A 16,946-nucleotide genomic window follows, 5' to 3' on the forward strand; every position below is an offset into this window, starting at 1 on the left:
GCTTAGCCCCCTCCCTTGCGCAAAGCGCAGGGGAGGGCTGGGGAGGGGTGCCGTTGCTCCAGCTCCTGCTTCTCCAAAGCCCAATCCCCAATCCCCAATCCCAGCATCAACCCGGCAACACCGCCGCAGCCCGCGCCAATGCCTCGATCCCCGCCCAATCACGTGCCTGCAACAGCTCACGCGTGGTCAACCACGAGCCGCCCACGCACAGCACATTCGGCAGGTGCAGGAACTGCGATGCGGTCTGCGCACTGATGCCGCCGGTCGGGCAGAAGCGCACGTCACCGAACGGGCCATTCCAGGCCGACAGCATGCCCACGCCACCGGCCTGTACGGCCGGGAAGAACTTGAACGTATCCAGGCCCTGCTCCAGCCCGTGCATCAGTTCCGAGGAGGTGGCAACGCCAGGCAGGAACGGCAGGTCGGTATCGCGTGCTGCGGCGTACAAGGTGTCGGTGGCGCCCGGCGAGACCGCGAAGCGGCCGCCGACGGACTTCACTTTCTCCATCTGTGCCGGGGTCAGCACGGTACCTGCGCCGACCACGGCATCCGGTACGGCCTCGACCATGGCCTTGATCGCATCCATCGCGTTTGCGGTGCGCAAGGTGACTTCGATCACCGGCAAGCCGCCGTTGAACAAGGCCTGTGCCACCTGTACAGCATCGTCGACGTTGTCGGGAGTGAACACCGGAATCACCGGTGCCAGTTTGAGCACAGCGCGTACGCGCGGATCAGCGCCGGACATCGAACTTTCCTTCGCCCATCAGGGCCATGACGTCGGCCACGCCGACGGGGTTGAAATCACCGGGAATGGAATGCTTCAGGCAGCCTGCGGCCAGGCCGAAGCGGATCGTGGTTTCCGCATCCATGCCTTCGATCAGGCCGTGCAGCACGCCGGCTGCGAAGGCATCACCACCGCCAATGCGATCGACGATATCGGTCAGCTCTTCGGCTGGCGCCAATGCACGGGTGCCATCACGGCCGAGCAGCATCGCGCCCAACGAATGGTGGCCGACGCTGTGCGCGGTGCGCTGCGTGCAGGCCATGTATTGCAGGCGCGGGAAGGCGGCGAATGCCATCGCCGCGGCAGCGTCCACGCGCGCCTGCGGCTCGGCCTGGTTGAACTCGCCGCCCAGCACCACGCCGATGTCGCGGTAGTCGGCAAACACGATGTGTGCGCAGTCGAACAGGTCACGCAGGATCGCCTTGGCGTCGCCGCCCCAACGCTCCCACAGCTTGGGGCGGAAGTTGCCGTCGAAGGAAACCTTGATGCCGCGCTCGTTGGCGGCGCGGGCCGCGGCCAGGGTGGCCTGTGCGGCTTCCATGCCCAAGGCAGGGCTGACCCCGGACAGGTGCAGCCACTGCGCGCCCTGCAGCAGCGCCGGCCAGTCGTAGCTGTCGGCGCGGGCGCTGGCAAAGGCGGAGTCGGCGCGGTCATAGACCACTTCGCTGGGCCGGTGGCCGGCACCGGTGGTCAGAAAGTACAGGCCCATGCGGCCATCGCTGCGGCGCACGCGCGAGGTGTCCACGCCGTGACGGCGCAGTTCGCCAGCTACCGCCGCACCCAGCGGGTTGTCGGCAACCACGCTGATCATCGCCACGTCGTGGCCAAAGTGTGCCAGCGACACGCCGACATTGGCTTCGGCACCGCCGGCATGCACGTCCAGCGTGGGCGACTGCAACAACAGCTGGTTGCCAGGCGCGCCCAGGCGCAGGAGCAGCTCACCAAAACAGACAACACGGGGGGAAATCATCGCCATTCCTGTCTCCTCGTCGATCGGCGCGCATCATGGCACGGATGATTGACTATCGGTGTCATTCGGTCGCCACTGTCCCCTCGGTTGCCCGTGTTACCGTCCTCCAATGTCCTTCAGACAATGGTTTCCGTCCTGTTTCATCCCTGTTGCAGTGCAAGATGCTCCCTCTTCACGCAGCTGCTACTTTCCGTTTTGACCAGCGGTGTCATCCGGCGCAAAGCACAAGCCGGAGCCACTGCATCGCATGCAAACCTTGGAGAGGGGAAGCACATGAATCCACGTAACTCGCAGAAAAAGACACCGGTTACCTTGCTCGCGTTGGGGATCAGTTTGGCCCTGCAGGCAGGCGTTGCCATGGCCCAGGATGCGTCCGCGCCGGCCACCGGCGGCACCGCTGCCACCGAACTGGATGCAGTGACCGTCACCGGTTACCGCGCCAGCGTGGAGAAGGCGCTGGACATCAAGCGCGGCGAAGCCGGCGTGGTCGATGCCATCGTCGCCGAGGACATCGGCAAGTTCCCCGACAGCAACCTGGCCGAGTCGCTGCAGCGTATTCCGGGTGTGGTGATCACCCGTGATGGTGGCGAAGGCCGCAACATCTCGGTCCGTGGTCTGGGCCCGGACTTCACCCGCGTACGTATCAACGGCCTGGAAGCACTGAGCACGGTTGGCAGCACCGACGGCCAGGGTGGTACCAACCGCGGCCGTGGCTTCGATTTCAACGTATTCGCGGCGGACCTTTTCACCCAGTTGATCGCGCGCAAGACCGCCTCGGCGGATGTGGATGAAGGCTCGCTGGGTGCCACCGTCGACCTGCGCACCGGCCGTCCGTTCGACTATGACGGGCTGACCATCGTCAGCAACGTGCAGGCGTCCTACAACGATGCTTCGCAGTCGGCGATGCCGCGTTTTGCCGGTTTGATCGCCAACAGCTGGGCCGATGGCAAGTTCGGTGCGTTGTTCTCGGTGGCCTACTCCGAACGCGAAACCGTCGAAGAAGGCAGTGGCACCGTGCGTTGGGCCAATGCGCTTGCCAACACCCCCACCAACACCGCCAATCCGAACGGTGTCGGCTTCGCCGGTTGCTCCACTGGCACCGCGCCCTTCCCCGGCGTCTGCAGCGACAAGGTCTACACGCCGCGCTTCCCGCGCTACACGCTGATCGAGCATGACCAGAAGCGTCTGGGTGTTACCGGCGCGCTGCAGTTCAAGCCCAGCGACCGCACCAGCTTCAACCTGGACATGCTGTACTCCAAGATCGACGCCAAGCGTGATGAGAAGTACATCGAAGCCAATGGCCTGAGCAAGACCGGTACGGCTGGCAAGGCGCAGACCGTGGTCACCGATGGCGTGATCGAGAACGGCGCGCTGGTCTACGCAAAGATGGACAACGTGGACATCCGTGCGGAAAACCGCCACGACGAATGGACCACCGATTTCTACCAGCTCAGCCTCGATGGTGAGCACCGACTGACCGACAACTTCACCATCACCGGCAAGATCGGCACGTCCAAGTCCAAGCATGAAAACCCGATCCAGGCGACCATCATGATGGACAAGCTGGATGTGGATGGTTACAGCTACGATTACCGCGGCAATGCCAACAAGCCGGTGTTCAATTACGGCGTAAGCCCGACCGACCCCAACGGCTGGACGCTGTCCACCATTCGCCTGCGTCAGAACTACGTGACCAACGAGTTCCACAATGGCCAGTTGGAGTTCTCTTGGGTGATGGGCCCGTCCTTCACCCTGGACGGCGGCATCCAGGCCAAGAACTACAGCTTCGACTCGATGGAACGTCGCCGCAAAGCGACTGAAACCGAAGTCCCCAATTTCAGCACCGGCAACAAGCTGGTACCTGCTGACATGACGGAGATCGCCAGTCTCGGTGGTATGTCGGGCTCGCCCGGCAAGTGGGTGGTTCCGAACTTCGGCGCGATTGCCGACCAGTTCGGCATCTTCAGCAATCAGGGCACCTTTGCCGTTGCCGACTACGCACCCAGCATCCGTGGTGTGGAGGAGCAGGACCGCAGTGGCTGGTTGATGGGTCGCTTCTCCACCGAACTGGGCTCGATTCCGGTGTCGGGCAACATCGGTGCACGCTACGTCAAGACCAAGCAGACCTCGCACGGCATCGCCACCGGTTCCGGCACGCCGGTCGTGGCGACCGCAATGCGTGAGTACAACGACTTCCTGCCGTCGCTGAATCTGGTTGCGGAAATCACCCCGGACTTCCTGATCCGCTTGGGTGCGGCCAAGGTGATGTCACGTCCGGGTCTTGGCAGCCTGACCCCGGGCGTCACCGTCAGCGTCAGCGGTAGTGCCAAGACGGTGAGCGCGGGCAACCCCGACCTGGAACCGATCCGCGCCAAGACCGTGGATCTGGGCTTCGAGTGGTACTTCAACGAAGGTGCCATGCTCGGTGTCGGCCTGTTCTACAAGGATATCGGCAGCTTCATCCAGAACACCCGCGAGAGCCGTGTCTATTCGGAAAGCGGCCTGCCGGCCAGCTTGCTGGCAGGTACGACTGCCAGCCCGGATGACACCTTCGTGTTCTCGCTGCCGGTCAATACGCCGGGCGGTGACCTGACCGGTGTCGAGTTCAACTACACGCAGCCCTTCACTTTCCTGCCGGGCAAATGGTCCAACCTCGGTGCGCAGTTCAATTACACCTATGTGGAATCGAAGGTGCAGTACATCACCAGCAGCGGCGCGCTTGCGCAGAAGACCGATCTGACCGGGCTGTCGCGCAACTCCTGGAATACGACCTTGTTCTACGAAGGTGAGCGTTGGTCAGGCCGTGTTTCGGCGACCAACCGCGATGACTACCTGATCCAGGTGCCGGGCACCGAGAAGGGCTTCGACAGCGCAGGCCTCGGCGTGCACGGCCAGAGCGGCACCACCTTCATCGATGCGTCGATCCACTACCGCATCAGCGACAAGCTGGAAATCAGCCTGGAAGGCGCCAACCTGACCAACGAAGCACAGGAGTCGTGGGTGTCCAACCCGTCGGTATCGCTGCCGCTGGAATACAGCGAGACCGGCCGCCAGTTCACCCTGGGCCTGCGCTACAAGTTCTGATAGCTGCCGTTTGGCAGGGACTGGAGCGCACTCTCTCCGTAGCTCCGGCCCTGCCCTTTCATCCACCGCAGGCCATGGTCATGCCATGGCCTGACGGCTGTCCACGCGCGGCCGCAATGGCCCGACAGCACCTTGAAGTACTCGCCAGGGACAACCCCACACCCTTCCCAGTCCGCTTGATTCCCCGCCCGGGGAAGGAGCCAACCGCATGGATCGTAAGCGCCGTTTTGGAAAGACACCGGTTACCTTATTGGCAACCGCCATTGCTTCGGTATTGACCGCTCCCCTCGCCTTCGCGCAGTCCGCACCTGCGGCCGCCGAGGCCACCCAGCTGGATGCAGTGAACGTCACTGGCTACCGCCAGAGCCTGCAGAAATCGCTGGACGAAAAGCGTTACACCACCGAACAGGTGGATGCGATCTTCGCCGAGGACATTGGCAAATTCCCCGACCAGAATCTTGCCGAGTCGCTGCAGCGCATCGCCGGCGTATCGATTGATCGCGAAGGCGGCGAAGGCCAGCGCATCTCGATCCGTGGTCTGGGCGCGGACTTCACCCGCGTCCGCCTCAACGGCCTGGAAGCATTGGCCACCGCCGGCAACGGCAGCAGCGGCGTCAACCGCAGCCGCGGCTTCGACTTCAATACCTTCGCCTCCGAACTCTTCAGCCAGGTCAAGGTCAACAAGACCCAGTCGGCGCAGATGGATGAAGGCTCACTGGGTTCGACAGTGGACCTGCGTGGCTCGCGGCCGTTCGATTTCGCCGGCTTCCAGGCATCGGCCTCGGCACAGGCCGGTTACGGCGAGCTGTCGGAGAAGTACGACCCGCGCTTCTCCGGACTGATCAGCAACACCTGGGCCGATGGCCGCTTTGGTGCCTTGCTGTCGGGCTCGTACAGCAAGCGCAACGTCTACGAGGAAGGTTACAACCCGGTGCGCTGGGAGCACGGCAACCACCGCAACTCCAACCAGTCCACCGCCGCCAACAACGGCACCTATGGCTTCTGTTCGCCGGTGGGCTACAACCCGCAGACGCCGCGTAATCCAGCCTCGAATGAAACCCCGGCGGGCAGCGGCAGCCAGGCCAACCAGGACCGCAACAATGGCTGGGGCAGCTATGGCATCAGCGCCACCCATTGCGGCACCGGGCTGCCGCGCCCGGCCAATACGCCGGAGAACATCGCCGCCTACGAGACCGCGACCAATGCCTGGATCCCGCGCTACCCGCGTTACATCCGCACCGCGCATGAGATCGAGCGGCTGGGTGTAACTGGCGCGTTCCAGTTCCGTGTTTCCGATGACACCCTGCTCAGCTTCGATGCGATGTACTCGAAGCTGGACAAGGACCAGCGCGAAGACTCCATTGGCGCCAACCTGCACCGCGCCGCCAACCTCGGCGGCAAGACCCAGATCGTGGTGCGCGAGGCCGAGGTCGACGCGCAGAACCGGCTGATCTACGGCGTGTTCGACAATGTTGATTTCCGCACCGAGTCCAGCCTGATCGAGGAATCGACCACCTTCCAGCAGTACAGCCTGAACCTGGAACATCACTTCAACGACGCGGTGAAGATGGAGGCCGTGCTTGGCCACTCCAGCTCGGACTATGAGCGCCCGGTGTTCTCGCTGGTGAGCTTCGACAACAGCAATGTCGATGGCTTCGTGATGGACATGCGCAACGGCGGCGACATGCCCAACATGACCCTGCCCTTCGCCTTGAACGACCCGGCGGCATGGTCGTGGCTGGGTTACGGTGCGGTGCCGGTCAACAGCAACGGCACCGCGCGCGGCAGCAACATCAGCGAAGTGCGCTTGAACCCGAGTTACGTCAACAACGCCTTCGACACTGCCAAGGTCGACCTGCAGTTCAACATCAATCCAACCTTCACCCTGCGTACCGGCCTTGCCTACAAGGACTACGACATGGAGTCGGAGGAGTACCGCCACATCAGCTACGGCCGCCTGGCCCAGGCCCTGCCGGCGGGCGTTACGGTCGGTGACCTGAGCACCACGCTGACCGGCTTCGGCAAGAACCTGTCCGGCAATGTGCCGAACGGTTGGCTGATCCCGGATTTCGGCAAGATTGCCGAGCTGCTCAACATCAACTGCAATTGCGACACCGGCGTGCAGGGCGGTGATTACCGTCTGGCCGGCGTCGGCCACTTCGGCGCTTCCAACAACAACTTCGAGGTCAACGAGCGCAGCCTCGGCGGCTACCTGCAGTTGGACTTCAACACCGAACTGTGGGACCGCGCCTTCCGCGGAAATATCGGCGTGCGCGTGGTCAATACCCAGATCAGCTCTTCGGGCTGGGCACCGTGCAACGCAGCCACATCGGGCAACAACTCGGCCAACTGTGAATCGTTCTTCGGCGTGGCCAGCGCGACGGCTGCAGCTGGTGAACGCTCGCTGGTGCGCTCTGTGGTCAACCACAGCTACCAGGACGTGCTGCCGTCGCTGAACCTGGCCTGGGATGTGGCCGAGAACGTGGTGCTGCGTTTCGGCGCAGCCAAGACCATGGCGCGACCGACCCTTGCCTACCTGTCACCCAGCGTCAGCGGCGGCCCTACCGGGTACTTCGATGATGGACGCGTGTTCGCGATCAACCTTGGCAATCCCAAGCTCGATCCGTTCCGCTCGACCAACTACGACCTGAGCGCGGAGTGGTACTTCGGTGATGGCGGGCTGCTGTCTGCTGCATTGTTCTACAAGGACATAGACAGCTACGTGCAGCGCACCCGCCTGCTGACCACCTGGGGTGACATGGGCTACTCGCTGGACCTGCTGCCGGCTGGCTTCACCGCCGACACCGTGTTCAACGTGCAGAGCTACTACAACACCCCGGGCGGCCCGCTGAAGGGTTACGAGTTGAGCTACCAGCAGCCGTTTACCTTCCTGCCCGGCATCTGGAGCAAGTTCGGTATCCAGCTCAACTACACGCATGTCGAGTCGAGCATCAAATACATGTTCAGCTCGGCCGGCAACAGCAATACCAGCATCACCACCACCTTCACCGACAACGACCTGGTCAACCTGTCGCCGAATTCGTACAACGCCACTTTGTACTATGACGATGGCAAGTTCAGCGCCCGTGTTTCCACCAGCTACCGCGACGGCTACATCGGCGAGATCCTCAGCCAGGAAAGCGTCTGGGACCTGGACGGCAACCAGTTCGCAACGCCGGATGTAACCGGCAAGAACAGCGTGCGCAACGTCGACTTCAACATGTCGTACAAGGTCAACAAGAAGCTGTCGCTGACCTTCGAGGCGATCAACCTGCTTGATACGCCGGACCAGCGCTACGTGGACTCTGCACGGCAGATGGCCGACCGCTACACCGTGACCGGTCGCCAGTACTACGTCGGCGCGCGCTACAAGTTCTGAGATGGCGTGCGCGCAAAGCCAATGCAGTAACACCGGGATGCCAGCACGCTGGCGTCCCGGTGCATGCAGGAGGATGCGATGAGGCGTTTGTGGTTATCGACCGCGCTGTTGATCAGCGCGGGCTGGAGCTCCGCGGCGGTGCAGGCAGCCGCGCCGCGCACCGAGCCCGAAGCCGAGAATATGCTGCTGCTGCAGACCGCTTCCGGCGGTTGGTCCAAGCAGTACCAGGGCAAGGCTGTGGACTACCTGCGGGTGTTCAGCGCCGACGAGCGCGCAGCGTTGCAGGCCCCGGATCGGTTGGATGACGCCAACATCGACAACAAGTCGACCACGCGCGAGATCCGCCACCTGCTGCAGGCCTGGAAAGACACCGGCAACGGCGCATATCTGGGCGCTGCACGGCGCGGCGTGGACTATCTGCTGGCCGCGCAGTACGCCAATGGCGGCTGGCCGCAGTACTACCCCGAGCGTTCGCTGTACCGGCATCAGATCACCTTCAACGACGACGCGATGACCCGCGTGCTGGACCTGCTGCAGGACATCGCCGAAGGTGCGCCCGCGGTTGCGGGCCTGCCGCCGGATTATGCAGGCAAGGCCAACGCCGCCTTGCAGCGCGGCCTGCAGAATGTGCTGGCCACGCAGGTGCGAATGGATGGCCGACTGTCCATCTGGGCCGCGCAATACGACGAGGTCAGCCTGCAACCGGCCAAGGCGCGTTCCTACGAACTGCCATCGCTTGCCGTATCCGAGTCGGTAGGCGTGCTGCGGCTGTTGATGCGGCAGCCCGAGCCGAGCCCGCAGACCATCGAGGCCATTGAAGCAGGTCTGCAGTGGCTGCAGGCCAATGCCTTGCCGGGCTTGGCCATGCGCAAAGTTGAGACACCGGAACAGCCCAGTGGCAAGGACGTGCTTATAGAACCTTTGGCAGGCGCACGGCTGTGGGCACGCTTCTACGATCTGGACCAGGGGCGGCCGATGTTCGTCAATCGCGAGGGTGAGCGTGTAGCGCGCTTCGCGGATATTCCGAACGAACGCCGGGTAGGTTATGCCTGGTATGGCGTGTGGCCGGAGCAGTTGCTGGTGCGGGAGTGGCCGAAGTGGGCGCAGCGGCATGGGCGAGAGCAACCCCTCTCCCGGACGGAGAGGGGCTAGCTGTTCCCTTCTCCCTCCGGGAGAAGGTGGCCCGAAGGGCCGGATGAGGGTGAGGGCGAAGCCCACGCAATCCTGCATTGCGGATGTGCTCGACCCTCTCCCCAACCCCTCTCCCGGAGGGAGAGGGGCTTAAGCAAGGCAGTCAACCGATTTGGAACGAGTTAGACAATGAACCAGAAAACCGTGTTGCGTCCCACCCATCTCGCCTGCGTGCTGGGCCTGCTGTTGGCACCGCTGAGCGCGGCCGCGCAGTCGCCGGAGCTGCTGTTCCGCGTCTCGGCGGACAAGGGCTTCGTCGCAGACAGCGCACGCGGTGATGCCACGCCGAACTTCCAGGACAAGGTCAGCCTTGTCGACGATGGCGCGCATGGTCGTGCGATCCAATGGCAGGATGACGGCGTGCTGTCGTGGAACGCGCCCGGCAACATCCAGGCCGAGCGCGGCACCCTGTCCTTCTTCTGGCGTTCGCGTTATGCGGTGGGCGAAGCCCCGTTCGTGATCTTCCGCGTCGGCTACGCCGACCACAGCAGCTGGGACATGGCGTGGCTGCGCGTCGACTGGAACGGGCACGGCTTCGATGCTTTTGTCACCGATGCCAACCTGGCCCGCACCCGCGTCTCGTTCAAACTCGACAAGAACCCTTCGCCCGAGCAATGGCAGCACATCGCCTTTGCCTGGGACGAGGACAAGGGCGTCAAGCTGTTCGTCGATGGCCGTGAAGTCGCGCAGGCGGCAACCACCGGTGACTATGACGCAGCGCTGGACCAGCTCGGTCTTGCCGGCCGGGTGATGGCGCCCTACCAGGTGCAGAGCCGCTACAACTTCCTGCGTGGCAGCGACTTCGACGAGATCCGCGTCTACGACCGCATGCTCGATGGCGCCGGTGTGGCCGCGCTTGCGCGCAATGCCGAGCCACGCAGCGCCGAGGGCGGCAGCGCCTCGCAGCGCGCCTGGTGGCACCGCTATGGCTGGGAAGGTGCCGCACCGCCGGCACTGAGCGCATCGACCACAAGCATTCGCAAGGTCGAGTTCGCCGATGTAAAGGACAAGCTGCAATGGATGTGGAAAGGCACTGACGGTATTGCCGAAACCACCTGGCCCGGCGTCTATAACCGCTCGCGCCTGCCCGGCCGCAATGATTACTTCCAGCTGCCGGACTGGAATACCTATGTTGAAGGTGGTCAGCAACTCGACCTGACAGTTCCCGAAGGCGAGCACATCAATCGCATCGAGATCCGCGGCGCCGCCTACGGTGAGTTGAAGGGCTCGGCCGGCACCCTGTTCAAGCGTCCGCAGGGCGTGGTGCGCAGCGTGGACAGCTTCGCCGACCAGGTCGGTGGCACGCTGCATTTCCACAACACCGCGCAGGAAACGCCGATCCAGGAGATCTGGGGCTACCAGGTCAGCGACGCGGCCGAGCCGGAAGGCACGGTCAAGCAGCGCTACCAGATCGACAGCAGCGTATTGCCGGATTACACCAATATCGCCAGCCTGCGTGACTACATCGACGGCCGCTTCGCGCCGGATGAGCGCAGCACGGTGATGGCGCTGCCCAAGGGCGCAGGCTCGCGCAAGCGCGCTGCCGACAGCTTGCCGGCCAAGCCGATGCCGATCGTGCACGTGCTGATTCCATCCGGCGTTGGCGACGCACCGGCCGCACAGCCACTGATCCGCAGCTGGGCGCACAGCTGGGAGAACATGTACGACGGCCTGGATGGTGTGGCGATCGATCTCCCCGCACTGGACCTGCCGGCGACGCATGACGGTCTGATCCCGCTGAACATCCGCATCAAGGACCCGATCTGGCCGGCGCGCGACATGATCGATGTCTCGGTGTCGGTGAAGCCGGATGAAGCACGTACGCTGTGGCTGGACCTGCGCGACCGCATCCTCACCGCTGACAGCCTGTGGATCTCGGTGGCCTCGGCCGCGCCCGGCTTCAATGCCGCATCGCTGGACGGCGCCGAAGTGCGACTGGTGTTCAAGGAACGCAAGGAGGCGATCAAGCAGCACGTCGCCGACCGCTTCAACCAGGTGCGCGACAACTGGGGCTTCCTGGTCGAGGAGCACACCACCTCCAAGCGCCAGCGACTGTATTCGCGCGTCTACGCTGATCTGAGTGATCTGCTGCGGGTTGATCCGGACCATGAACTCGGCCGCCTGTATTGGAATTACATCAGCTACAACAGCCAGGGCAAGCCACCGTTCGAGCAACCGCAGGCGCCGAAGGGCGTACCGTTGTGGGCGTTCCGCCAGGTTGAAGACCTGAAGTACGTGCGTCGCTTTGTCGACTGGTGGATCGAGAACCGGCAGGTCGCTTACGGCGATTTCGGCGGTGGTATTTCCGATGACAGCGACCTGACCCAACAGTGGCCGGGACTGGCACTGATGGGCGTGGAGCCCGAGCGCCTGAACCGCTCGCTGACGGCACTCTCCGACGCGGTTTACCGCAACGGCATGTTCTCCAATGGCCTGAGCACCATCGAGACCGATGAGCTGCACGCCTACGAGGAAGGCATCAACGCCAACAGCGCGATGCTCTACCTCAACTGGGGCGATCCGCTCACCGTCGAGCGCCTGATGGAGACGGTGAAGGCCTTCGACGAACGCATCATCCTGCGCAACCCGCAGGGCAACCTGCTGTTCTCCAGCAACTGGTTTGGCGGCAACAAGGTTTATCGCGAGCCGAACTGGCAGTGGCAGAAGCCCTACTCGTTCCCTGCTTTGCACCCAGCCTTCCTGATGGGTGAGTACAACGCCGATTCCACCGGTCGCAAGCTGGTTACCGGCCTGGCTGACGGCTATCTGGCCCACGCCTACCAAGACGACAAGGGCCGCTTCACCCTGCCCAACGAGATCAACTGGGCCACGGGCAAGACCCGCGGCGGTGAGTTGAACCAGGGCTCAGGCAGCGGCGATCTGATGCACACCTTCTGGGCTGCATGGCGCTGGACCGGCGATGCCAAGTACCTGCAGGCGCTGGACTACCGCGTGGTGCGTGGCGGGCCGGGCGTGCTGTCCAACCTCGGCGAGAACTACGTCGATGTGCTGGGCAGGCAGCAGGATTGGGGCAAGCAGTTGGTGGCCGATGCCGACAAGGGCGGCAGCGGCTTCGCCGCGATCAGCGCCTGGCAGTTGACCGGTGACAAGAAGTACCTGGAAGCGCTGCACGCCGACGGCATTCAGGCCAAGGCGCAGCGCGAGTACATGAACACCGAGGGCCACTGGTGGAGCGATCGCGTCGAAGCCCCGAGCGAGTTCCTGCAGCGCCTGCGCCTTGGCGGTATCGGCCTGAAGCGCAACCAGAGCTGGCCGGGGCATACGGTGAGCTGGCAGTTCGCCCAGCCTGAGGGTGCCGAGCAGGTCGCCTTGCTGGTGCATGCGCCGTCACGTGAGCGCTTCAAGGTGATTGCCTACAACCTTGGCAATACGCCGCTCGACGCGACCATGACCGGTTGGAATGTCGCCGCCGGTACCTGGCGTGTACGTAGCGGTGTGGATCGCGATGGTGACGATGTGATCGACGGCAAGGCCGATGTTCGTGAGGTATTGCTGGAGAAGAGCGTCGGTACGCCGCTGCGGTTTGCACCGAAGCAGAACCAGGTATTCGAGTTCGAGCTGGTGACGCCGGGTACGCCGGTGGAGACGCGCGCGGATCTGGGCATTGGCCGTGGTGATCTGAAGATCGACGGTGAGCGCGTGCTGCTGACCGTGCACAGCCTGGGGCATGTCGGGACTGGCGCTGGTTATGCGGTGCTGGAAGATGTGCGCGGTCGTGAGGTCGCTCGGGTTGCGGTGCCTGCATTGGAAGCGCCGTCGGATCTGTCGCCGCGGACGACGACGGTGGAGCTGCAGATGCCGGCCGGGTTCAAGCGCGAGGGCGCGAGCGTGCGGGTTGGCCTGGAAGGGGATGGGGCTGAGGTGACCAAGCTCAATAACCGGCTGCCGCTGCAGTGATTGTTCAAGTCCCTCTCCCGAAGGGAGGGACTTTGCTGACTGTAGTGCCGAGCATGGCACGGCACTACGGTGTTGGTTGGATTGCCGGCTTCGCGGCTTACGCCGCTCCTACAAAAGCCGCCGGCTCACGCATCCAGCCCCAGCTCTCTGCACTCACGCGCATACCAGCGTGGCGCATCATCGATCGGCTGGAATACGTGGCTGCGCTCCATCACGCGTTGGTAGACGTGCACCGAGATCGCAATCCGTTCGGCGTCGCTGTTGCGCAGCGTATGGAATTCATCCGGCGGAATCAGGTTGCCGGCGCTGCCTTTGCAGCCCAGCAGGCAATCGCGTGGTGCAAACCGGTAACGCTCGCCATCACGTTCCAGCATCCGGTACGGGGTGATCTCCAAGCTGCCCTGCCATACGCCCTCCACACACCACAGGCCATCGTGGTCGTGCAGCGGCGTGCCCTGCCCCGGCCCCCAGGTCATGGCAATGATGCTGTAGCCATGTTCCGGGCTGCGGTAGATCTCGCGGCGCGCGTAGTGGTCATGCACCGGTGCGTGTACGCAGGCCGGCAGCACGATCTGCGGATCGCGGATGGCGCGTTCCAGCACAGCCTGCACCTGGGCGACCGTGCTGTGGGTATCGCTGGCCTGCAAGGCGGCGTCGATACCGTCCAGCAGGCGCTGGCGACCAGCGAATTCGGGATGCGGCGATTGCAATGTCATCACCGCAGTCTAGGCAAGGCAGGTAAAGATTCCGTTGAAACTATCTGCCAACCAGCTCAGAAGGTGCCGCGCTGGATGAAGGGCGCCTGCTGATAAAGCCGGCGTTCGCCACCGCGCGGGTCGTCCATTTGCCGGCTTTGTGTGTCGAACAGCATGGTTTGTCGGCGTTCCAGACCGTATTGCTGCCAGTGCGGCAGGCCGGCGTGGTTCGGATCGCCGTGCCGTGCGAAGGCCAGCAAGGCATCACTCATCGTGTCGGCGAGCTGCTGCATCGCCGCACCGCTGCCGGTGCGGGAGCCGGGCTGGCGGTTGTTGTGGAACACCAGCGGGATGTCCAGCGTATGGAAGGCGCGCAGCCTGGCGGCGTCGCCATCGCGGTCGTAACCGTCCAGCTGATACGCCCAGGTCGGTGCGCCCTGGCGCGCGCGCGCTTCCAGTTCTTCCACCGCACCGCGCCAGGAGCGGCCGGCGGTGGTGGCGGCGAAGAACACGTCCGACGGCGTGTACTGCGGATACAGGCGACGGTATTCGGCGATCACCACCGACGGCAGCAAGTCCACGTATTGCTGGGCTTCGAGCTTGGCCGGCAAATCCTCCCAGCTCAGTTCGAAATTCTTCGGATCGTTGCCGAGGAAGGCACGGGTTTCGTCGTGGGTGTTGCCAATCACCATCGGGATGGTCGCCGACTGCTGCGGCGCCTGCGGCCAGAACGGGTGTACCGGCAGGTTGCGTGCGTCCAGCACCGGACCGACGTAGAGGCTGCTGTTCTCCACACGCGAGGGATCGCGCACTTTCACTGCTTCCAGCAGCTGCTGCATCGGCATGCGCCGCAATGCCTCGGGATCGGCCTTGAGGTGATCGAGCACCAGCTGTGCGCGCTGCGTGGCCGCGCGGGGGCCGGCGGCGGTGGCCTGCTGGCCGCTCATCGTCCAGGCGCGGTGGAACAGGCCCTTGGCCGCCGGCATCGCCATCAGCGTGGCGATCTTGGCGCCGCCGCCGGACTGGCCGAACACGGTGACGTTGTCGGCATCGCCGCCAAACTCGGCGGCGTGCTGACGCACCCACTGCAGTGCCTGGATCAGATCAAGCTGGCCGACATTGCCGGAATCGGCGAAGGTCTCATCGCCGAGCTGGGCCAGGTACAGATAGCCGAACAGATTGAGGCGGTGGTTGACCGTCACCACCACCACGTCACCGCGTCGGCTCAGGTTGCCGCCGTCGTATAGCGGGTCGCTGCCGGAGCCGTTGTTGTAGGCGCCGCCGTGGATATAGAACAGGATCGGCCGCTTGCCGCCGTCGCGCAGTGCTGGCGTCCACACGTTGAGGTAGAGGCAGTCCTCGCTGCCCGGGCCTTCGCTGCCGGTTTGTGGGGCCGCGGCTGCGTAGTCGAGCGCATCGCGTATGCCGTGCCAGGGGTGTTCCTGCAGGGCGGACCGAAAGCGGCGAGGTGCGGTGTCAGCGCCGTAGGGGATGCCGCGGAATACGTGCGTGCCGTTCTCGGTCTGGCCGGCCAGGCGGCCGCTGCGGATGCGGGCGATCGGGCTGGCTGGGGTGTTGGCCCAGCTGGAGTTGCTGAGGGTGGCAAGGCTGGTTGCTGCGGCCAGCAGGGTGGATTGCTGGAGGAAGCTGCGGCGGGCGGGGTTGATTGGGGTTTGCGGCATGGTGGTGTCCTGGGGTTGCGGAGATTGGGCGCGCTTCGCCGTGGGTTCAACCCCCGCTTCGCGCCCCGGCCCTCGCGCTGGCGCGAGGGCGTTCGTGAGGTCGCGAACCGGTGGTTCGCAGGCGACCGCACTCACCCCGCAGGGAGAGGGGCTTCAAAGGCTGGGCTTCGGTTGGTTTGGTTGTTGCGATGCCATCCAGCTCAGGGCCAGTTGTGGCCATGCCGCTGTTGTCAGGCCCACTGTGCCGCGTGTACCGAAACCGTGGCCGCCGTGTGGGAACAGGTGCATTTCGCTGCTGACGTTTGCACTGCGCAGGCTGTTGTAGAAAAGCAGGCTGTTGCCTACCGGCACCACGTCGTCATCGGCAGCATGCAGCAGGAAGCTTGGCGGTGTATCGGCGCGGACCTGCAGCTGCATCGAGTAATGTTGCAGCAGTTCGTCGCTGGGCGCGCTGCCGAGCAGGCGGTCGCGTGAGCCTGCATGCACGTCGTCGCCGCGCATCGTGATGACCGGGTACATCAGCAGCTGGAAGTCGGGGCGTGCGCTTTCCGCGTCGATTGCGTCGCTGTGCGGATAGACGTTGCGGTCAAAGCCGTTGCCCAACCGCGCGGCCAGGTGGCCGCCGGCCGAGAAACCCATCGTGCCGATACGCTGCGGGTCCAGGCCCCAGTCCTTGGCGTGGTGGCGGATCAGCCGCAGTGCACGCTGCGCATCGGCCAGCGCCGCTTCGCGGTCGGCACGGCCTTCGCCGGGCAGCCGGTAGCGCAACACGAACAGGGTCACTCCGCCCTGCTCCACCAGGGCCGGCACCAGCGCCGTGCCTTCCTTGTCCAGCACGACGCGTTGGTAGCCGCCGCCGGGGATTACCAGCAAGGCGCTGCCATTGGGCTTGGCCGGGCGATACGCCACCAGATAGGGAGCGCTGACATGGTCGATATAGCGGTCCGGCAACGCCGGGTCGCTGCTGCGTTCGACGATGCGCTGCGCTTGCGCCAGCGGCTTGTCCCCCGGTGCCATACCCTGCGGCCACAGCGCGATACGGTCGGCCGACCCCGCTGCGGGTTCACCATCGGTGGCGGCCGATACGGTTGCCGGAAGCAGCCCGACAAAAGCGGCGAAAGCCAGCTGCAACAAGGGTTTTAGTCGAATCATGGGCGTAGCGGTCAGGTCTGGGCCGAGGGCGTGGTACAGCTTCTGGTGCAGTGCACATTGTCAGATGACACCGGTTTACCTTATACAGCCA

General features: G+C 64.2%; 9 protein-coding genes. 4 read left to right on the plus strand and 5 right to left on the minus strand.

Going from position 1 to position 16,946, the window contains the following annotated elements; genetic code table 11:
* Positions 1 to 106: 106 nt before the first annotated feature.
* Positions 107 to 745 (minus strand): bifunctional 4-hydroxy-2-oxoglutarate aldolase/2-dehydro-3-deoxy-phosphogluconate aldolase, encoded by a 639-nt coding sequence (gene eda, locus ACVOLI_RS10345; protein WP_481534548.1) that lies wholly within the window; start codon positions 743 to 745, stop codon positions 107 to 109.
* The gene (locus tag ACVOLI_RS10350) at positions 732 to 1,754 is read right to left on the minus strand and encodes a sugar kinase (protein ID WP_313172852.1); all 1,023 of its coding nucleotides are present in this window, start codon (positions 1,752 to 1,754) and stop codon (positions 732 to 734) included. Before ACVOLI_RS10350 ends, eda begins: the two co-directional genes overlap by 14 nt.
* 273 nt (positions 1,755 to 2,027) lie before the next feature.
* Here ACVOLI_RS10350 and ACVOLI_RS10355 point away from each other — a divergent pair, with 273 nt between their 5' ends.
* From ACVOLI_RS10355 to ACVOLI_RS10370, 4 genes are all read left to right on the plus strand, one after another.
* A complete protein-coding gene (locus ACVOLI_RS10355; protein ID WP_481534549.1) occupies positions 2,028 to 4,838 on the plus strand; it encodes a TonB-dependent receptor in 2,811 nt (936 codons plus the stop codon).
* A gap of 208 nt (positions 4,839 to 5,046) precedes the next feature.
* On the plus strand, positions 5,047 to 8,217 hold the full coding sequence (locus ACVOLI_RS10360) for a TonB-dependent receptor (RefSeq protein WP_481534550.1): 3,171 nt from the start codon (positions 5,047 to 5,049) through the stop codon (positions 8,215 to 8,217).
* Positions 8,218 to 8,295: 78 nt separating this feature from the next.
* Positions 8,296 to 9,369 (plus strand): pectate lyase, encoded by a 1,074-nt coding sequence (pelA, locus tag ACVOLI_RS10365; protein ID WP_481534551.1) that lies wholly within the window; start codon positions 8,296 to 8,298, stop codon positions 9,367 to 9,369.
* A 168-nt stretch (positions 9,370 to 9,537) separates the two neighbouring features.
* Positions 9,538 to 13,326: a LamG-like jellyroll fold domain-containing protein gene (locus ACVOLI_RS10370; protein ID WP_481534552.1), complete on the plus strand. Its 3,789-nt coding sequence runs from the start codon at positions 9,538 to 9,540 to the stop codon at positions 13,324 to 13,326.
* Positions 13,327 to 13,451: 125 nt separating this feature from the next.
* Here the strand turns inward: ACVOLI_RS10370 and ACVOLI_RS10375 are convergent, their stop codons facing one another.
* The 3 genes from ACVOLI_RS10375 to ACVOLI_RS10385 all read right to left on the minus strand — a co-directional run bounded on the left by ACVOLI_RS10375 (position 13,452) and on the right by ACVOLI_RS10385 (position 16,855).
* Positions 13,452 to 14,042, minus strand: coding sequence for a cysteine dioxygenase family protein (locus ACVOLI_RS10375; RefSeq protein ID WP_481534553.1), 591 nt, complete (start codon positions 14,040 to 14,042; stop codon positions 13,452 to 13,454).
* Between the two features lie 56 nt (positions 14,043 to 14,098).
* Entirely contained in the window at positions 14,099 to 15,703 is a 1,605-nt protein-coding gene (locus ACVOLI_RS10380; RefSeq protein ID WP_481534554.1) for a carboxylesterase/lipase family protein, read from the minus strand.
* 153 nt (positions 15,704 to 15,856) lie between these two features.
* Positions 15,857 to 16,855, minus strand: coding sequence for an alpha/beta hydrolase (locus tag ACVOLI_RS10385; RefSeq protein WP_481534555.1), 999 nt, complete (start codon positions 16,853 to 16,855; stop codon positions 15,857 to 15,859).
* Positions 16,856 to 16,946 lie beyond the last annotated feature (91 nt).

The organism is Stenotrophomonas sp. STEN029 (genome assembly GCF_056760015.1).